The sequence below is a fragment of the Winogradskyella ouciana genome (assembly GCF_009709615.1).
Lineage (GTDB): Bacteria > Bacteroidota > Bacteroidia > Flavobacteriales > Flavobacteriaceae > Winogradskyella > Winogradskyella ouciana.
Genome location: NZ_WJYA01000005.1, coordinates 411,287 through 431,165, shown reverse-complemented (window position 1 = coordinate 431,165; position 19,879 = coordinate 411,287). Strand labels below are relative to the sequence as shown.

The window sequence follows — 19,879 nt, the reverse complement described above, 5'->3', positions numbered from 1 at the left end:
AAAATGAAGAAAATTGAACACATTGGCATTGCCGTAAAGGATATTGAGAATTCGAATCAATTGTTTAGGACCCTTTTTGGAAAATCGCACTATAAAATTGAAGATGTAGAAAGCGAAGGCGTTAAAACATCTTTTTTTAAATGTGGACCGAATAAGATTGAGTTGCTACAAGCCACCAATGAAGATAGCCCAATTGCAAAGTTTATTGAAAAAAAGGGAGAAGGCATTCACCATATTGCTTTTGCGGTAAGCGATATTGAAAAAGAAATTGAACGCTTGACAAAAGAGGGCTTCAAAATGATTCATAAAGCACCAAAAAAAGGAGCAGACAACAAGCTGATTGCTTTTTTACACCCAAAATCCACCAACGGTGTGTTAGTAGAGTTATGCCAAGACATTAGCGATTAAAATTCTTGTAGAGTTTTAAAATATATAGTAATATTGCACACTCTTTAGAAATAGAGAGATTGGTTTTACCAATAGGTCCTATAACTCAGTTGGTTAGAGTATCTGACTCATAATCAGAAAGTCCCTGGTTCGAGCCCAGGTGGGACCACAAATTAGAAGCTGCCTCATTAATTTGAAGCAGCTTTTTTTATTATTATATTCTTAGCATTTAATGAATTAAAGGCTGTTGAGTATTCATCGAATAAGGAATAAATATTATATTTGTGTTAAGTGTTCATGTGAAATGTGCGTATCTTCCCTAATTTAAGCTCATTTTATGCATTTCATCGACAATATTTACCGTTCAAAGACGTTTTTTAGTTGAATTAGTTTTGTTAGATAGGTTTTTTTTATACATTTACAGCTTAAATTATCACATGCAGAATAAAAATATGTTAGCCTCAATCTTATTTTTCTTCGTAGGTTTCATATCTATGGCTCAGGGAGCTACGCCTCCTCCGCCTATGCCTCCTCCTCCTCCGGGACTGCCAATTGACGGTGGAGTTGTGGCGCTATTTTTAGTTGCCCTAAGCTTCGGGATTTATAAAGCTTATACAATTTCAAAAAAAACTGCTTAGTTCCTTAGATCATTAAGACGCTTAATATATTTACCTATTACATCAAACTCAAGGTTTACATCATCACCAACTTTTAAGGTGTTGAAGGTGGTATGCTCATACGTAAAAGGAATTATCGCTACAGAGAATTGATTTACCTTAGAGTTTACAACAGTTAAGCTAACACCATTCACTGTAATTGAACCCTTTTCTATAGTTATATTATTGAGGCTCTTATCGTAGTTAAAAGTAAACAACCAACTTCCATTTTCCTCCTCAACCGATATACATTTTGCAGTTTGGTCAACATGACCTTGTACAATGTGTCCATCTAAGCGGTCACCTAATTTCATGGCACGTTCTAAATTCACCACATCACCTTTTTTAAGAGAATCTAAATTGGTTTTATCCAAGGTCTCTTTTATAGCGGTTACAGTATAATTATTGTTTTCTATACCTGTCACGGTTAAGCAAATGCCGTTATGAGCGACACTTTGATCAATCTTTAATTCATTGGTAATTGAAGAACCCAATGTTAAATGAAGATTGCCATCTTCTTTTTCTAATTTTTGAACAGTTCCTAAATCTTCAATGATACCCGTAAACATAGTATGTGCTTTATTTGGTTAAATTTGCATCAGCAAAGTTAAGTACACCACTTAACTCAATCACCAATTTTAATAAAAAAATAGGAGAATCACTTATTATGAAGAAAGAAGAAAAAGTTATTGTTGGTATTTCTATTGGTGACCTCAATGGTATAGGACCGGAAATCATCATAAAAACTTATGAAGACCCGAGGGTGTTAGAACTAAATACACCCGTGATTTTTGCATCAGGCAAGACGATGCAATTTTTTAAGAATCATTTTAAAAGTAAAATCAACTTTTTTAATATTGATGATGTAAATAAAATTTCCCATGGAAAAGTCAATGTGGTCAATGTGTGGCAAGAACCAGTAAAAATTGAATTTGGTAAAGAGGATAAAAGAATAGGGGAATATGCCATAAAATCGCTTGAAGCCGCAACCAACGCTCTAAAGGATGGAGCCATAGATGTTTTAGTTACCGCTCCTATAAATAAACACAATATCCAATCAGATAAATTTAATTTTCCAGGCCACACGGATTATCTGGCACGAGCTTTAAATGGTAAAAGTTTAATGTTTATGGTATCTGATGAACTGCGCGTAGGACTTTTAACAGATCACGTGCCTTTAAAAGATGCCAGCAATCATATTACAGAAGATTTAATCCAAGAAAAAATTGCTACAGTAACTAAATCCTTAAAGCAAGATTTTAATATTAGAAGGCCTAAAATAGCTGTTTTGGCAATAAATCCACATGCGGGTGATAATGGTGTTATCGGTAATGAGGATGACACAATTTTAAAACCTACATTAGAAAAGATTAAAGCTGATGGCAACTTGGTTTATGGACCATATTCCGCGGATAGTTTCTTTGGCTCAAATAATTACGAAAGTTTTGATGCCGTAATTGCATCTTATCACGATCAAGGGCTCATCCCTTTTAAAACCATTGCGTTTGGAAAAGGTGTAAATTTCACTGCTGGGTTAGACAAGGTAAGAACATCACCAGACCACGGCACAGCCTATGAAATTGCGGGAAAAGGCACTGCTGACGAAAGTTCATTTAAGCAAGCTATTTATACTGCAATTAAGATTTACAGAAATAGACAGGATTTTAATCATTATAGCAAAGACCCACTAAAGAAAGCCTCAAAATAGGTATTAACAAATTTTGTTGATATCTAGGCTTTAAATAACTAAAAATTTATATATTTGCACGCTCAAAATGAGTGTGGTAATGAAGGCATTAAAAGAATATACAATCCAATTCGTTGGGTTAAAAGAAGGAGAGCACAATTTTGATTTTAATATAGACAATACGTTCTTTCAGAATTTTGAATACGATGAGTTTAATGAAGTTGATGTGAAAATCAATCTAAAACTCATTAAGAAAACGACGCTTTTGGAGTTGTATTTTTCTGCTTCTGGACATGTCAATGTAAATTGCGACTTAACCAATGAGCCTTATAATCAGGTTGTTGAGGATGAGTTTAAATTGGTTGTAAAGTTCGGTGCAGAATATAACGACGACAATGAGGACATTTTGATTGTGCCTCATGGTGAGTATGAAATTAATATAGCTCAGTATATTTATGAGCTTATTGTTTTAGCAGTACCGGCAAAACGAGTTCATCCAGGTGTTGAAGATGGAACATTAAAGTCAGAAATACTTTCAAAATTAGAAGAATTAAGTCCAAAGGAGGACTCAAAAACAAAATCATCAGAGGATATAGACCCTCGTTGGAATAATTTAAAAAAACTATTAACGGAGAAATAACATTTAAAATGGCACATCCTAAACGCAAAATATCTAGAACAAGAAGAGACAAGAGAAGAACACACTATAAAGCTTCCGTACCTCAAATAGCAACTTGCCCTACAACAGGTGAGCCACATTTGTACCATAGAGCACATTGGCACGAAGGTAAACTTTATTACAGAGGACAAGTTCTAATAGACAACTCTACTGAAGAAGAGAATTTAGCATAACTATTATGCACGCATATAATAAAACGCTCACTTGTGAGCGTTTTTTTTGTTATTATTTTCTGAATAAGCCAAAAACCACTTAATTTGTATAATTATTTGCCAAAAAATGAGGAAAATTGGCCAAAAAAGCATTGGTTTTGTCTTTTTTCAACTAATTTTAATTAACTAAATCCTAACAATGAGTAAAATCACAGCGGCAATCACAGCTGTAGGAGGCTATCTTCCTGACTTTGTGTTATCAAATAAGGTTCTTGAAACTATGGTTGACACAAATGACGAATGGATTACCACACGTACGGGAATTAAAGAGCGAAGAATTCTTAAAGAAGAAGGAAAAGGAACCTCATTTTTAGCCATAAAAGCTGCTGAAGATCTTATCAGTAAAAAAGGATTAGACCCTAAAGAGATTGATTTGGTCATAGTTTCAACAGCTACTCCAGACATGAAAGCTGCCTCAACCGCAGCTTATACAGCAACTCAAATCGGAGCCGTAAATGCATTTTCCTATGATCTTGAGGCGGCTTGTTCTAGCTTCCTTTTTGGTATGTCAACGGCAGCAGCTTACATAGAGTCTGGGCGTTATAAAAAAATTCTTTTAATAGGAGCAGATAAAAACTCATCATTTATTAATTATGAAGATCGAGCTACTTGTATCATTTTTGGTGATGGCGCAGGCGCTGTATTATTTGAACCTAACGAAGAAGGGTTTGGTTTGCAAGATGAGTTATTAAGAAGTAATGGGGAAGGACGAGAATTTTTACAAGCCACATATGGTGGTTCGTCTTATCCAATCAACGAAAACACCTTCAAGGAAGGAAAGCATTATGTTTTTCAAGATGGGAGGACCGTATTTAAAAATGCAGTTTTTAATATGGCAGATGTAACTGAGCGCATTTTAAAAAGAAACAATCTTACTAATAATGACATTTCTTGGTTGGCTGCTCACCAAGCTAATAAAAGAATAATAGACGCTACGGCACAACGTATCAATCTAGAAAATGAAAAGGTAATGATGAATATACAGAAATATGGTAACACTACGTCTGCAACATTACCATTATTATTATACGACTACGAATCCCAATTAAAAAAAGGGGATAATATTATATTCGCTGCTTTTGGCGGTGGATTTACTTGGGGCTCAATTTATTTTAAATGGGCTTATAATCCTAACTAATATAACTAACGAACAAATAATCTAAAAACTATGGATTTAAAAGAAATTCAGAACTTAATTAAGTTTGTGGCCAAATCTGGTGCAAGCGAAGTTAAGCTAGAAATGGATGATGTTAAAATTACCATCAGAACAGGTTCAGAAAACGATACCACTATTGTTCAGCAGGTACCAGTGCAGTCTGCGCCTATGGTTCAGCACGCTCCTGCACCAGCACCTGCCGCAGCACCACAAGAGGCTTCTGCTCCAGCTGCCTCAGCAAATGATGATTCTAAATATATTACTATAAAGTCACCTATAATAGGTACATTTTATCGTAAACCATCTCCAGATAAACCAGTTTTTGTAGAGGTAGGTACTGAAATAAAAGAAGGAGATGTGCTTTGTGTCATTGAGGCAATGAAATTATTTAACGAAATAGAATCTGAGGTTTCTGGTAAGATTGTAAAAGTCTTAGTAGATGACTCTTCTCCAGTTGAATTTGACCAACCACTATTTTTGGTTGATCCATCATAACAATTGAAAATTCCAATCTACTCCCGTTATTTCGGGACCAAAACCCAAATTATTGGATTTTGGTGCTTGGAAGTTGAATTTTTAAAACTAAAGTTATGTTTAAAAAAATACTAATTGCCAATAGAGGCGAAATAGCATTACGTGTTATTAGAACCTGTAAAGAAATGGGCATTAAGACCGTTGCGGTTTATTCAACTGCAGACGCTGAAAGTCTGCACGTAAAGTTTGCAGATGAAGCAGTTTGCATTGGCCCACCTCCCAGCAGCGAATCATATTTAAAGATATCCAATATAATTGCAGCAGCAGAAATCACAAATGCTGATGGAATCCACCCAGGTTATGGCTTTTTATCTGAGAATGCTAAGTTCTCAAAAATCTGCGAGGAACACGGTATTAAATTTATTGGAGCATCAGAAGAGATGATTTCTAAAATGGGAGACAAAGCGACTGCCAAAGCAACTATGAAAGCGGCAGGAGTGCCATGCGTACCAGGAAGTGACGGAATTATTGCAGATTTTGATGAATGCAAAAAAGTTGCCAAGTCCACAGGATATCCTGTAATGTTAAAGGCAACCGCAGGCGGAGGTGGAAAAGGGATGCGAGCCGTATGGAAGCCAGAAGACTTAAAAGAGGCATGGGATTCTGCAAGACAAGAGTCTAAAGCAGCTTTTGGGAATGACGATATGTATATGGAGAAACTCATTGAAGAACCCAGACATATAGAAATTCAAATAGTAGGTGATTCGAGAGGTAAAGCATGCCATTTATCCGAAAGAGACTGTTCTGTTCAACGTCGCCACCAAAAATTAACTGAAGAAGTACCATCTCCGTTTATGACCGACAAGTTAAGAACAAAAATGGGTAAGGCTGCAGTTAAGGCTGCAGAATACATCAAGTATGAAGGCGCGGGAACTGTGGAGTTTTTAGTGGATAAGCATAGGAACTTCTATTTTATGGAGATGAATACGCGTATTCAAGTTGAGCATCCAATTACTGAACAAGTTATAGATTTTGACCTTATCAGAGAACAAATATTGGTTGCGGCCGGAGTGCCGATTTCTGGTAAAAACTACACACCAAACCTGCACTCCATAGAATGTAGAATCAATGCTGAAGATCCGTTTAACGATTTCAGACCATCACCCGGAAAGATTACGACGCTCCATGCACCAGGTGGTCACGGAGTACGACTAGACACACATGTTTATGCTGGTTATAGTATACCTCCGAATTATGATTCTATGATTGCAAAATTGATTACAACGGCACAGACTCGTGAAGAGGCCATCAACAAAATGAAGCGTGCTTTAGATGAATTTGTTATTGAGGGTATAAAAACTACAATTCCATTTCATCGACAATTAATGGAGCATCCAGACTATTTGGCTGGTAATTACACCACCAAGTTTATGGAAGATTTTAAGATTAAAGAAGAATCAGAATAAAATTAAAGCCCAAGTTTAAACTTGGGTTTTTTTGTAGGGTAAACTTTAAAAGCTTAAAAAAGCTTCAATTTGTCAAAATTGCTTAAATTTGAGTCTAACCTACGGTTATTAATAATTAAATATTATCACATGAAAAACTTTACACTTTGTGTTTTATTAGGACTGCTGTTGGCGGCTGTTCCATATAATAGTCATGCCCAAGACCGTTGCGGTATGGAAGAATATATGGAAGAAATGATGAAAGATCCTGAGTATGCCAGACAATACGAGGAAAAACAAAAGGCTTTAAAACAGAGACTACAAAACTATCTTAACAACAGCGATTTATATCAACGCGGCGGAACTATAGAAATTCCTGTTGCGGTTCACTTTCCTGAAGCTAGTGAAGCAGAGAGATCTTGTTTAGAAGCGTTAGCTCAAAACCAGATTGATATATTAAATGCCGATTACACTGCAACAAACTCAGATATTTCAAGCTGGAACGCAATTAGCAGTCAGTATCCTGGCACTAGTGCAGGTGTGGCTAACATATCATTTTGTATTGCAACATCCAACCACCCAGCAGGATTGGACCCAGAGCTATTGGAAGGAAACCCTTGTATTACCATTGGCTACAATTTTGGTGGTGGTAGTAATACAGATGGCAACTGGAGTGGCTATCTTAATTTTGTGATTAGAAATATTGGAGCCTTAGGTTTTTCACCGTTATTTGGAGATATTTCAGATGGAGACGCTGTTACTATGGATAATAACGCATTCGGTTCGGGTGCAGGTTGTACGTCTGTAGTTCCTGGTGCACCTTATAATTTAGGTAGAACAACAACACATGAGCTAGGGCATTTTTTCGGTCTTAATCATACATTTAATGCAGATGGTGGCGGTACTTGTGGTTCTGGAGGAGATGGTATTGCAGATACACCAGAAGTTGCTAACAGCACCTATGGATGTCCTAACCCACCAACATCAGTTCCTTCATGTACACCTGGTCAACCTGCATTAACCATGAATTATATGGATTATGTTAATGATGCCTGTATGTATATGTTCAGCCAAGATCAAATGACATTCGCAGAAGCTTACATATCTAGTATACAAGCAGATATTAAACCAAATGTTTGCCAACCGGCTACACCAGGTTTTAACTTGGCAGTGACAGGGGATGACGAACTATTGACTTGCCCAACCACAGACAATGAAGCGGTTTATAGTTTCTCATATACTACCGTTATGAGTTTTTCTGAAACAACAACATTTAGCGCAAGTGGATTGCCTGCAGGAGCCACAGCAACATTTAGTCCAACATCATTAAATTCTGATGGGGCTTTTACATTAACTGTTGGTAATTTAATGTCTACGGCTCAAGGTACTTATACCATTACAGTAACTGGTACATCATCTCCTTCTTCGGTTACAGAATCGGTAGATGTGGTATTAAATAATAATTGTACAGAAATTGTTTGTAATTCGTATAGTTCACCTCAGAATTTAAACCTTGCGATTGCAGATGGTAGTGGAGGAACTGCTGGTACACCAGTATTGGAACACATTATTAATATACCAGATATGGCGACTATAGAAAGTATGACTGTTAATGTTGATGTTACTCATACTTTCATATCAGATTTATTAGTGCGTATCGTACACCCTGATGGAGCTACTTTTGTAGATGTATGGAGTGGTGATTGTGGGAGCAATGATAATTTTGATGTCACTTTTGATGATTCTGCAGGCGCACTAGTATGTGCCAGTCCTACTGTAGGTACATTTATGCCAAATGGAGCGTTAAGTGCATTTAACGGACTTGAGGCCCAAGGCGATTGGACGATATTAATTGGGGATTTCTTTGCTCAAGATACAGGGAACCTCAATGATTGGTCTATTGAAATATGTGCGGAACAAGCGTTAAGTGTTTCTGAATTTGATTTAGACGACCTACAAGTATATCCAAATCCTAATAACGGTACTTTTAATATTGGTTTTAGCCCTAAGTCAGGTGAGGATATTACTATTCAGGTTTATGATATTAGAGGTAGAGCTATTTTTGAGAACACGTTTAATAGTGTCGGTAGGTTTGATGAAGTTATTCAATTGACGAATGCAGAATCTGGTGTTTACCTGTTAAGCATTTCTGATGGCCCTCAAAAAGTAACTAAGAAAATAGTAGTTGATTAACTATTTAATTTATTAATAAAAAGCTCCTAATATTAGGAGCTTTTTTTATAACATGAATTTATCATATTGGGAAATAAAGACATGGTTATCTAACATTGATTTTACGATCGTTGGAAGCGGAATCGTAGGTCTAAACTGTGCCTTAGAATTAAAAAAGAAGTTCCCTAATTCTAAAATTCTAATTTTGGAAAAAGGGACTTTGCCACAAGGTGCAAGCACTAAAAATGCTGGTTTTGCTTGTTTTGGAAGCCTTAGTGAGATAATAGATGATTTAGAGAACCATTCAGAAGAAGAGGTTTGTCAGCTTGTTAAAAAAAGAGTTGATGGCTTAAGTTTACTTAGAAAAACTTTAGGAGATGAGGTTATTCAATATCAAAATAAAGGAGGCTATGAATTATTCTTAAGTGAAGATAAAGAACTATATGATTTATGTGTAGGTAAGCAACAATACATCAATAAGCTTCTGCAGCCAATTTTCAAAGCCGATGTTTTTTCATTTAAGGAAAATCTTTTCAACTTTAACAAAATAAAACCACAGTATAGTTTTAATCAATTTGAAGGACAGATTGATACAGGAAAAATGATGGAAGCCTTATTGTTAAAAGCGCTGAAATCTGGTATAAAAATATTGAACAACTGCAATGTTAAAGGTTTTTCAGAAGATATTGATAAGGTGAAAATTACGACTGACAACTTCGAGTTTTCAACTTCAAAATTGTTAATAGCCACTAACGGATTCGCCTCAAAACTGATAAATCAAAACGTAAAACCCGCAAGAGCACAAGTTTTAGTTACCGAACCGATAAAAAATCTTCACATCAAAGGAACATTTCACCTCGATAGAGGCTATTATTATTTTAGAAATATTGATGATAGAATATTACTTGGAGGCGGACGTCACTTAGATTTTAAAACCGAGGAAACCCAAGAGTTTGGTAAAACAGATATTATTCAGAGTAAACTAAACGAATTACTTATAACAATGATTTTGCCAAATATAGATTATAAGATTGACTATCAATGGTCTGGTATTATGGGAGTTGGAGAACAAAAGAGCACCATTGTAAAACAATTAAGCAATAATGTGTACTGTGGAGTAAGATTAGGTGGAATGGGAGTCGCCATTGGAAGTTTAGTTGGTAAAGAACTTGCAGACTTAATAGCATGAATACCAAACAGCAACTTTATAACAAATGCAAATCGCTTATAGATAACCGTTTAAAGGTTATTCAGAATAGTATTTTAGACATCCAGAACGCTCTACAATCGGAAACCAAAAGTAGTGCTGGCGATAAACACGAAACTGGTAGAGCTATGCTTCAACTTGAGCGCGAAAAAGCAGGTCAACAACTTGCTGAAATCCAAATGCAATTCGAATTATTAAACAAAATAAATCCAGAGACTATTCAAAACACAGTTGCCTTAGGCTCTGTAGTTTATACTCCTCAATCTAATTATTTTTTAGCGATCAGTGTAGGAGAAATTAAGATAGACGAGCAATGCTTTTTTGCTATTTCGCCTGTCACACCAATAGGTAAATTATTAATGTCTAAAGCTGAGGGAGACAAAATACAATTTAAGAATCAAGAGATTAAAATTTTAAAAGTATTGTAGAAAAACGTTAAATCACTTTAAAGTGTTTTGGTTGTACAGTAACTTAACAAAGAAAAACTGTTATTATGCAGCGCCTTTTAATTTTATTTATTAGTTTGTTTTGTTTTGAGAATGCAAATGCTCAAGACTCTAGCATAGATTTCATCATTAAAAACCTTGGCGTTAATGTAGATGGTCATTTCAATGAATTTGTCATAACTGCTGATTTTGATTCAGATGGTAAGCTGAATGACATTGCGGGCACTATTGATGTATCTTCAATAGAAACGGGAATTGATAGTAGAGACGAACATATCTTAGAGGAAGATTATTTTAATGCAAAAAAGCATCGAAAAATCACCCTGAAGAGTACCGCAATCAAAATATTAAAAGTCGGCAGTTATGAGGTAACAGCCCATTTAACTATTAAGGGGAAGACAAAGAAAATCACAATTCCTATTGCCATAGAAAAGGTAGATGGAAAATATAAAATTACCTCATATTTTGAAATCAACCGCAAAGATTTTGATATTGGAGGTGGTAGTTTCATAATGGGTAAAACGGTCAAAATTAGTGTGACACATTACCAAGATATCTAATGCGCAAACAAGACTTCGATGTTATAATCATTGGTGGTGGTTTAGCCGGATTAGCAAGTGCCATACACTTAGCTAAGTACAATATTGAAGTCTTGATTATTGAAAAAAACAGCTATCCAAAACATAAAGTTTGTGGTGAATATGTGTCTAACGAAGTATTGCCATACTTGAAGCATTTAGGCCTTAATCCATTTAGTTTTGGTGCTAAAGTCATTTCTAAGTTTGAGTTAACAACACATAATAATAAAAAGATTCAGGCCAATTTACCTTTAGGAGGTTTCGGTATGAGCCGCTATGCAATGGATTTTCAGCTATATAAATTGGCCGTTTCTAATGGAGTGGAAGTACTTCAAGATTCCGTAATTGATGTAGACTTTGAACAGGATATTTTTAAAGTAGAAGCTAAATCCAATGGAACATTCCATTCAAAAATAGTAATTGGAGCATTCGGGAAACGATCTAATCTAGATGTGAAATTCAACCGAAAATTCATAAAAAATAAGTCGCCTTATTTAGGAGTGAAACTTCATGTTTCAGGAGTATTTCCTGAGGATAAAGTTGCGCTTCATAACTTTAAAGGAGGTTATTGCGGTGTTTCAAAAGTTGAAAACGACCACATCAATTTATGCTATATCACAGATTTTAAAGCTTTTAAAAAGTATAAGGATATTGAATCTTTTCAGGAAGAAGTAGTGTTCAAAAATTCAGCATTAAAAGAGATTTTCAATAATTCTGAAATTCAATTTGAAAATCCTTTGACGATCAGCCAGATTTCATTTGAAACTAAACAGCCAATAGAAAGCCATATCATAATGTGTGGCGATTCTGCAGGAATGATTCACCCCTTGTGCGGCAATGGAATGGGAATGGCAATAAGAAGTGCACAATTAGCATCAGAGCTGATTATTGATTATCTTCAAGGAAAAATTGAATCTAGGGAAAAATTGGAGAAATATTATGCCAAACGCTGGCAACAAACATTTAGATTTAGATTAAAAATTGGCCACACAATTGCGTATTTGTTTAGGCAAAATTGGTTAGCTCCAAAGCTATTGATTATGTTGAGATGGTTTCCGTTTTTAGTTCCTTTAATCATTAAAATGACACATGGTAAACCTATGAAAGCGTAGTGAATTTATTTATAAACACTAAATATCGAAGCAATAAAACAGAGCTCATGGACGATTTTTCACTAAAAGGGGAATTGTTACGCGACACCTTGGATAAACTCGGTAACATCAATAAATGGCTAGGAGGAAACCGTGTGACTTTAGATGGTATTATTCAGCTTTTAAAAAACCAGCCAAAGAATAAAACCTATACCATTATAGATTTGGGCTGTGGACACGGAGACATACTAAGACAAGTCGCAAAATATGGCCGTAAACATCAATATAGCTTTAGATTAATAGGTGTCGATGCCAACCAAGATGCAATTGCTTATGCCACGGAACTATCTTCTGGGTATCCTAATATAACTTTTAAAAGTATCGATATTTTTTCGGACCAATTTGAAACTTTGAATTTTGATATTGCGCTTACAACACTTTTTCTGCATCATTTTAAAGAAGAGGAAATAAAAAAATTATTAAAAAAATTATATGCCAATGCTAATATTGGTTTGGTTATAAATGATTTACAAAGGAGTAAATTGGCCTACGGACTCTTTAAATTATTAGGTTTGGTGATAACCAACCAAATGATAAAACAAGATGGATTAACCTCTATTCTTCGTGCTTTTAAACGAGAAGAATTAGAAGAAATATCACAACAACTACACCTCAAATCACAAATCCGCTGGAAATGGGCATTTCGTTACCAATGGCTAATTAAAAAATAAATGGCAGTTAGAATTACATCAGTTGCAAAACAATTACCAAAATATACCAGAGAGACCAAAGACATTTTACCTTTTGTGGAACTATGGCTAAATGGAAAAGAAGAACGTTTTAAAAGAAAAGTCCTAAAGATTTTTGAAAATGCAGCAGTAGATAAACGCTATTCCATAATGGATGCCGAAGAGGTTTTCAACAAAACGTCTTTTGAGGAAAAAAACGATATATACACTAGGGAGGCGATAATATTAGCAGAGAAAAGTTTGCTTAAAGCATTGAAAAAAGCCCAACTAAAACCTACTGACATTGATTATATAATTACGGTGAGTTGCACTGGCATTATGATTCCGTCGTTAGATGCCTATCTTATTAATAATCTTGAAATGAAACAAGATATTGTACGTCTCCCAGTAACCGAAATGGGTTGTGCAGCAGGAGTTTCAGGAATTATATATGCCAATAATTTTCTAAAAGCCAACCCGAATAAACGAGCAGCGGTGATTGCGGTAGAATCGCCAACGGCAACCTTTCAACTCGATGATTATTCTATGGTAAACATTGTGAGCGCAGCAATTTTTGGAGATGGTTGTGCGAGTGTGATTTTATCGTCGTATGAAGAGGAAAAAGGCCCAGAAATAAAAGACGAAGCCATGTACCATTTCTTTGATGCCGAACATATGATGGGTTTTAAATTGAAAAATTCTGGCCTACAAATGGTGTTAGACCAATCAGTGCCACAAACCATTGCAGACCATTTTCCTAAAATAATTCATCCGTTTTTAGAGCGAAACAATCTTACGATTGAAGACATTGACCATTTGGTTTTTCATCCTGGAGGAAAAAAAATAGTACAGACGGTAGAAGATTTATTCGGTGATTTAGGCAAGAATATAGATGACACAAAGGAAGTGCTAAGACTTTATGGAAATATGAGTAGTGCAACCGTGCTTTACGTTTTAGAGCGATTTATGGACAGGGATTTGCCAAAAGGAGACAAAGGTATTATGCTAAGTTTTGGACCGGGATTTTCGGCACAAAGAATTTTGTTAGAGTGGTGACAAAATTTATTTTGTTGTGCTGAACTTGTTTCAGCATCTCATTATTATTAAAAACATGAAAGAATTTAAAAGCAAAAATTATTGGGCACTCATTTTAGGAGGCAGCAGCGGCTTAGGTTTGGCAACAGCAAAAAAACTGGCCAAACACGGCATGAATATCTGCATCGTTCATAGAAATTCAAGATTGCAAGAAGACGAAATTGAAGCAGAATTTGAAACTATAAAAAATGAAGGAGTAAAGTTTAAATCCTTCAACACAGACGCTTTTAAAGCTGAAAAAAGAAACGAAGTCATCCAAAAACTAAAAGAAACGTTTGGAAGTGACGGGAAAATTAGAACCCTTGTTCACAGCGTCGCCAAAGGCAATTTAAAACCAATGGTTTCAAACGAAAAACCGGAATTAAAAAATGATGATTTCAATTTAACTATAAATGCGATGGCAATAAGTCTTTACGATTGGACAAAAGCCATTTATGAAGCCGATTTGTTTTCAGCAGATGCCAGAATCATAAGTTTTACAAGCGAAGGCAATTCTAGAGCTTGGCCAAATTATGCGGCCGTTTCAGCAGCCAAAGTAACGCTTGAAGCCATTACGAGGAACATAGCATTGGAGTTTGCACCATACGGCATTAAAGCCAACTGCATTCAAGCGGGAGTTACAGATACATCATCTTTACGCATGATTCCAGGAAGCAAAAAAATAATAGAACACACTCTTAAACGCAATCCAAACAAACGATTAACACTGCCAGAAGATGTTGCAAATGCTGTATATTTATTGAGCAAGGATGAAGCGTCTTGGATTACGGGAACTGTGATTCCTGTTGATGGAGGAGAACATCTGTCATAAAGTATAAATAAAATGTCACTTCGAGTGATTTTTGAGGAACAAGAAAATTGTATTGAGAAGTTATAAAGAAACTATGAATAAGAATGACATCATAAACCTTTTACCCTATCAAAACCCATTTTTATTCGTCGATGGCATAGATGAAATTTCAGAAGAAGAAATCAAAGGTCACTACACCTTTAAAAGTGATGAAATGTTTTACAAAGGCCATTTTAAGGACAACCCAATCACACCAGGAGTGATCTTAACAGAATGCATGGCGCAAATAGGATTAGTTTGTCTAGGGATATATTTAATGAAAGACGAGTTAGACGATAGCAAAAACCCACAAATAGCATTGACGTCACATCAAATGGATTTCTATTTACCGGTTTTGCCTAATGAAAAAGTAACTGTCATTTCAGAAAAAAAAGTATTTCGATTTAATAAATTGAAGTGTAATGTAAAGATGATTAATGAAAAAGAGGAATTGGTTGCACGTGGAAAAATTTCGGGAATGATACAAATTCCTGTGTAGGCAGTAATCTCACAATTGGGAAAAATGAAAAAAAGAGTAGTCATAACAGGTTTGGGAGTGGTAGCACCAAACGGAGTGGGAGTGACAGAATTTACAGATGCGCTAAGAGAAGGTAAATCAGGAATCACATTTCACCAGAACCTAAAAGACCTCAATTTTTCTTGTCAAATTGGTGGCGTTCCAAATATTTCTGAAGACTTAAAGTCAAAATATTTTACAGATTTACAATTAAGGGGATTTAATAGCTCTGGAATTTTGTATGGTTGTATCGCTGGTGTAGACGCCTGGAAAGATGCTGGTTTTAATATGAATCCAGAAAGTGAATTGGATTATTATACGGGACTTATTTTCGGAACAGGAACATCTGGTGTAGAGAAGTTCAGAGAAGCCATTCATGGAGTCGATGAAGGCAAAGTGCGTCGTTTGGGAAGCACAGTGGTGTTACAGACCATGGCAAGTGGAGTTAGTGCATATTTAAGTGGAATGTTAGGTTTGGGCAACCAGGTTACAACAAATTCTTCAGCTTGCACAACAGGAACAGAAGCATTGTTGATGGGTTTTGACCGTATTCAAAATGGAAAAGCTAAACGTATGCTTGTTGGCAGTTGCAGCGACGATGGCCCATATATTTGGGGCGGATTTGATGCCATGCGCGTAATGACTTACAAGCATAATAATGAACCAGAAAAAGCCTCAAGACCAATGAGTGCTACAGCTTCTGGCTTTGTTCCTGGAAGTGGTGCAGGCGCTTTGGTTTTAGAATCTCTTGAGAGTGCGTTAGAGCGTGGTACAACTATTTATGCTGAGGTTTTAGGTGGAGAAGTTAATTCTGGTGGACAACGAGAAGGCGGTACATTGACCGCACCAAATCCAGAAGCCGTAAAACGTTGCATCAAAAAAGCAATTGAAAATTCTGGAATTTTGTCAAATGACATTGAAGTAATAAATGGTCATCTTACAGCTACTACTAAAGATGCTCTAGAAATCGAAAATTGGACCAAAGCCTTAAATCGAACAGGTATTGATTTCCCATATGTAAATTCTACTAAATCCATGATTGGCCATTGCTTGGCTGCTGCTGGCGCGATTGAGTGTGTGGCGAGCGTGATTCAATTAAAAGAACAATTTATTGCACCAAACATCAACTGTGAAGATTTGCATCCTGAAATTGAAGCACTTATCGATTCAGAAAAAATTCCTACGGAAAAAATAGATTTAAATTTTGATGTTCTGGCGAAGGCAAGTTTTGGTTTTGGCGATGTTAATGCTTGTGTGGTTTTTAAGAAGTTTCATTTATAATTCGCTGTCAGAGTGACAATAAGTTAGCCTTATATTTTTCTATTTCATAGATGCCATTTATAGCGTAACTTTACAATACAATAACAAGCTATGAACAAAGAAGAATTAATCCCAAAACTAAAAACCATAATAGCACCTTACGTTCAAGACGAAGAAGCTTTTAAATTCTTATCCGAAGACACCGATTTTGTAAAAGACCTGAAGATAAATTCAGCAAATTTAGTTGATATTATTCTTGATATCGAAGACGAATTTGATATAAGATTGGAAAACGAGGATATGGAGAATATGCTCGATGTTAAGTCAGCTATGCAAATTATAAACACCAAATTAGATAATTAATGGTTGGCAATGATATTGTTGATTTGGCTGAAGCAAAAATGTCCTCTAATTGGCAACGTCCTCGCTTCTTAGAAAAATTATTTACGCCAAATGAGCAACAATACATTAAAAATTCTAATAATCCGTTTTTAAAAGTATGGCAACTGTGGTCAATGAAAGAAGCTGCTTATAAACTTTACACACAGCTAAATCCAAGCCGATTTTATAGTCCCAAATCTTTTGATTGTGCAGTTCAAAATAAAAACCAAAAAGTGTTTTTCAAAGACTTTGAATGTTACACACAATCAAAAGTAACTTCAAACTATATAATTTCTGAAGCACGGTTAAATCTTTTTGAAATAAATTCAGAAGTCATTCGACTTAACGTAAGACATCACAAATCACAGAGCAAAGAAACTAAATCAGCGTTATTGAGCAGCATTTCAAGAACACATCAAGTTCCTTTTTCAGAACTAAAACTTCAGAAATCAGAGCTTGGAATTCCGACCGTGAGTTTTAATTCAGAAAAAATCAAAGTGAGCATTAGTCATCATGGGCAATTTGGTGCTTATGCCTTTGTGCACGTTGCCCTTCCTGCGAAAGGAGGAGTATCATTATGATATAAACTAAACTAAAATAGATCCCTGCTTTCGCAGTAATGATAAATGAATAAATTAAAAGCCATCATATCAACTATCATCAAATTCAGAATAGCAATCATTATGGTTTTGGTGTTGCTAATGGGTGTTTCAGCTTACCAAACCATAAATAAACTCAGTGTTGACAATTCATTGTCTATTTGGTTTTTAGAGGATGATCCTAGCTATAAAGCGTATATAGATTTTCAGGAAAATTTTGGTTCAGATGAAATCTTTATTGCTATGCTTCCTGTTGAAAATGCCATTGGCGAAATTGAAATAAATAGGTTAAAAAAGCTTCATAAAACTTTCGAAGACTTACCTTACGTGAAGACAACGTTCAGTTTGGCTAAAGCCAAATACCCTATTTATGCCAACAGCAAAATAAATTTTGATAACCTCTACAATCCGAAACGTAGTGAAAAAGGATTAAAAAACCTCTTTTCAAAATTACCGAATATTACTTCGCAATTGGTGACCAAAGACTACAGAAATCAATTCTTTTATATTCAGCTCAACCCAACTCCGACGATTGAAGCCAAACGCCAAGATATTGCTGGGGAGATACGTACAATTTTAGATAAGGAATTTTCAAATTATTATCTAACGGGTCCACCAGTATTAAATGAAGCGTATAGTAAAGGGATTTACAAAGAGAGCTTAACCTTTGGGATTTTAACCATTTTGGTAATCACAATTTTACTTTTGTTTATGTTGCCGAGTAAGCGTTATTTAATTATTTCACTTTTGTCGGTAGCGGTTCCAATAACCCTGTTATTTGGACTTATAACATCCTTGGGATATGCACTCAATATGATATCTATGCTCATCCCAACCATATTAATGGTTTACAGTGTTAGTGATGCTGTTCATATCATTAACATTTATCACAAAGAAGGGATTTTAAACAAAACATTGAACAAAATTGATCTGCTAACCATTGCCATTCGAAAAAGTCTCACACCTTGTTTCTACACTACGTTGACCACATTCGTTGGTTATTTTGCGCTGTATTTGTCACCTTTACCAGCGTTTAAGAATATGGGTGTTTTTACGTGTATTGGCTTATTACTAAGTTTTATCTTGGTATATGTGATTACCATTATTGGCTTCAGTTTTATGACTCATAATTTTGAAAAGGCCAAACCGCTTTTAAGCTTAAAAAAATGGAATCAAAATGCGTTTATTAATTGGATTAATAGTGTGACTTCCCAATATAAAACGAGCATTATAGTGGGCTTTTCGGCAATTCTTTTGTTTGGTATATATTCTATATTTCAAGTTAAAATTGATACTAATTCCCGTGACCTTTTGGCAGAAGGAACAGCAAAACAAGATTTAAGAACTGTTGAAGTTGAACTCGGTGGAAGTAACCGTTTACAGCTCAATATTTCTACAGTAAATGGAGACGTTATTCTGAATAGAGACGCCATAAAACAACTTGAAGATTTTCAAAATAGATTGGAGGACAATCCATTTATTGCGAGTCCGGTTTCGGTAGTTACTATAAAATCCTTTTTGGAAAAACGAACTCCTGTTTTATTTCAATCCAACATTTCTGAAGCAAAATTAAAAAACACGTTAGCTGAAGTTGATAGTAATGATAACAGCTTCTTCAAGCTCTTTTCTGAAGATCTATCAACTGCAGGATTCACGTTGACGTTAGGAGAAATGAAAACCTCTGAACTAGAAAAAGTACTGGAAGATATTCAGAGGGATTTTGAAGCGACCTTTAATGTTGAAGATTACAATTTAAAAATTAACGGATTTGCTGTTGTGTTTGCACAGCTCAATAACTTCATCCTAGAGACACAATTTAAATCGTTTTTTGCTGCTTTTTTTGTGGCGTTTCTTTGTCTTTTAATTTTTATTAAGCGATTGCGAACCACGCTATTGGTTTTAATACCTAACTTATTACCACTTGCAATGTTGGCAATTTTTATGAGCTTGTTGGATATTCCGTTGGATGTGACCACGGCAATGATTACACCCATTATGTTGGGTATTGCTATGGACGACACCATCCACTTAGTGCATAAATACAGACGAAGTAAAACCATAAAAGGCTCTCCGAAAAACCGAATGGATAATGCGATGCATTATACGGGAAGCGCATTGATTTCTACAACTATCGCTTTGGTTGGTGGTTTTTTGATTATTGCCTCAAGTGCTACACCTTCCGTTAAGGATTTTGGTTTGTTGTGTGCGGTTACAGTTGCGATTGCATTGATAACGGATATATTTTATTTGCCAGCACTCTTGAAGAAGTTTGATAAGTAA

Annotated in this window: 22 protein-coding genes and 1 tRNA gene; 22 read left to right on the top strand and 1 reads right to left on the bottom strand. The window is 35.5% G+C overall.

Features of this window, described 5'->3' with window-relative positions; all coding sequences use genetic code 11:
• Nucleotides 1-3: 3 nt before the first annotated feature.
• The 3 genes from mce (at nt 4) to F1003_RS09425 (ending at nt 1,025) form a co-directional block, all read left to right on the top strand.
• A complete protein-coding gene (mce, locus tag F1003_RS09435; RefSeq protein ID WP_155089159.1) occupies nt 4-408 on the top strand; it encodes a methylmalonyl-CoA epimerase in 405 nt (134 codons plus the stop codon).
• Nucleotides 409-482: 74 nt separating this feature from the next.
• Nucleotides 483-556: transfer RNA gene (locus F1003_RS09430), tRNA-Ile, on the top strand.
• Between the two features lie 283 nt (nt 557-839).
• Entirely contained in the window at nt 840-1,025 is a 186-nt protein-coding gene (locus tag F1003_RS09425) for a PID-CTERM protein-sorting domain-containing protein (protein ID WP_155089158.1), read from the top strand.
• On the opposite strand, the gene F1003_RS09420 is transcribed toward F1003_RS09425, so the two are convergent.
• Nucleotides 1,022-1,612, bottom strand: coding sequence for a riboflavin synthase (locus F1003_RS09420; RefSeq protein WP_155089157.1), 591 nt, complete (start codon nt 1,610-1,612; stop codon nt 1,022-1,024). The genes F1003_RS09425 and F1003_RS09420 overlap by 4 nt on opposite strands.
• Before the next feature lie 98 nt (nt 1,613-1,710).
• Here F1003_RS09420 and pdxA point away from each other — a divergent pair, with 98 nt between their 5' ends.
• From pdxA to F1003_RS09325, 19 genes are all read left to right on the top strand, one after another.
• Nucleotides 1,711-2,751 (top strand): 4-hydroxythreonine-4-phosphate dehydrogenase PdxA, encoded by a 1,041-nt coding sequence (gene pdxA, locus F1003_RS09415; RefSeq protein ID WP_155089156.1) that lies wholly within the window; start codon nt 1,711-1,713, stop codon nt 2,749-2,751.
• A gap of 79 nt (nt 2,752-2,830) precedes the next feature.
• On the top strand, nt 2,831-3,370 hold the full coding sequence (locus F1003_RS09410; RefSeq protein ID WP_155089155.1) for a YceD family protein: 540 nt from the start codon (nt 2,831-2,833) through the stop codon (nt 3,368-3,370).
• A gap of 8 nt (nt 3,371-3,378) precedes the next feature.
• Nucleotides 3,379-3,582: a 50S ribosomal protein L32 gene (rpmF, locus tag F1003_RS09405; RefSeq protein WP_087492327.1), complete on the top strand. Its 204-nt coding sequence runs from the start codon at nt 3,379-3,381 to the stop codon at nt 3,580-3,582.
• A gap of 178 nt (nt 3,583-3,760) precedes the next feature.
• A complete protein-coding gene (locus F1003_RS09400; RefSeq protein WP_155089154.1) occupies nt 3,761-4,759 on the top strand; it encodes a beta-ketoacyl-ACP synthase III in 999 nt (332 codons plus the stop codon).
• 30 nt (nt 4,760-4,789) lie between these two features.
• Complete coding sequence (gene accB / locus F1003_RS09395; protein WP_155089153.1) at nt 4,790-5,272, top strand: acetyl-CoA carboxylase biotin carboxyl carrier protein; 483 nt, start codon at nt 4,790-4,792, stop codon at nt 5,270-5,272.
• A 95-nt stretch (nt 5,273-5,367) separates the two neighbouring features.
• Nucleotides 5,368-6,717 carry an acetyl-CoA carboxylase biotin carboxylase subunit gene (accC, locus tag F1003_RS09390; RefSeq protein WP_155089152.1) on the top strand — a complete coding sequence of 450 codons (1,350 nt, stop codon included), beginning with the start codon at nt 5,368-5,370 and terminating at the stop codon, nt 6,715-6,717.
• A gap of 129 nt (nt 6,718-6,846) precedes the next feature.
• On the top strand, nt 6,847-8,889 hold the full coding sequence (locus tag F1003_RS09385; protein WP_155089151.1) for a zinc-dependent metalloprotease: 2,043 nt from the start codon (nt 6,847-6,849) through the stop codon (nt 8,887-8,889).
• Between the two features lie 52 nt (nt 8,890-8,941).
• Complete coding sequence (locus F1003_RS09380) at nt 8,942-10,057, top strand: NAD(P)/FAD-dependent oxidoreductase (protein ID WP_155089150.1); 1,116 nt, start codon at nt 8,942-8,944, stop codon at nt 10,055-10,057.
• The gene (locus tag F1003_RS09375; RefSeq protein WP_155089149.1) at nt 10,054-10,503 is read left to right on the top strand and encodes a 3-oxoacyl-ACP synthase; all 450 of its coding nucleotides are present in this window, start codon (nt 10,054-10,056) and stop codon (nt 10,501-10,503) included. Before F1003_RS09380 ends, F1003_RS09375 begins: the two co-directional genes overlap by 4 nt.
• 65 nt (nt 10,504-10,568) lie before the next feature.
• Nucleotides 10,569-11,081, top strand: a complete 513-nt coding sequence (locus F1003_RS09370) for a YceI family protein (protein WP_155089148.1) — start codon at nt 10,569-10,571, stop codon at nt 11,079-11,081.
• Complete coding sequence (locus F1003_RS09365) at nt 11,081-12,211, top strand: NAD(P)/FAD-dependent oxidoreductase (RefSeq protein ID WP_155089147.1); 1,131 nt, start codon at nt 11,081-11,083, stop codon at nt 12,209-12,211. Before F1003_RS09370 ends, F1003_RS09365 begins: the two co-directional genes overlap by 1 nt.
• A gap of 47 nt (nt 12,212-12,258) precedes the next feature.
• Nucleotides 12,259-12,921, top strand: coding sequence for a methyltransferase domain-containing protein (locus tag F1003_RS09360; RefSeq protein WP_155089146.1), 663 nt, complete (start codon nt 12,259-12,261; stop codon nt 12,919-12,921).
• A complete protein-coding gene (locus F1003_RS09355) occupies nt 12,922-13,974 on the top strand; it encodes a type III polyketide synthase (RefSeq protein ID WP_155089145.1) in 1,053 nt (350 codons plus the stop codon).
• Between the two features lie 55 nt (nt 13,975-14,029).
• Nucleotides 14,030-14,824 (top strand): enoyl-ACP reductase FabI, encoded by a 795-nt coding sequence (locus F1003_RS09350; RefSeq protein WP_155089144.1) that lies wholly within the window; start codon nt 14,030-14,032, stop codon nt 14,822-14,824.
• Between the two features lie 73 nt (nt 14,825-14,897).
• Nucleotides 14,898-15,341, top strand: a complete 444-nt coding sequence (locus F1003_RS09345) for a 3-hydroxyacyl-ACP dehydratase FabZ family protein (RefSeq protein WP_155089143.1) — start codon at nt 14,898-14,900, stop codon at nt 15,339-15,341.
• A 24-nt stretch (nt 15,342-15,365) separates the two neighbouring features.
• Entirely contained in the window at nt 15,366-16,640 is a 1,275-nt protein-coding gene (locus F1003_RS09340; protein WP_155089142.1) for a beta-ketoacyl-[acyl-carrier-protein] synthase family protein, read from the top strand.
• A gap of 90 nt (nt 16,641-16,730) precedes the next feature.
• Complete coding sequence (locus F1003_RS09335) at nt 16,731-16,982, top strand: acyl carrier protein (protein ID WP_155089141.1); 252 nt, start codon at nt 16,731-16,733, stop codon at nt 16,980-16,982.
• A complete protein-coding gene (locus tag F1003_RS09330; RefSeq protein WP_155089140.1) occupies nt 16,982-17,581 on the top strand; it encodes a 4'-phosphopantetheinyl transferase family protein in 600 nt (199 codons plus the stop codon). Before F1003_RS09335 ends, F1003_RS09330 begins: the two co-directional genes overlap by 1 nt.
• Before the next feature lie 45 nt (nt 17,582-17,626).
• A complete protein-coding gene (locus F1003_RS09325) occupies nt 17,627-19,879 on the top strand; it encodes an efflux RND transporter permease subunit (protein ID WP_155089139.1) in 2,253 nt (750 codons plus the stop codon).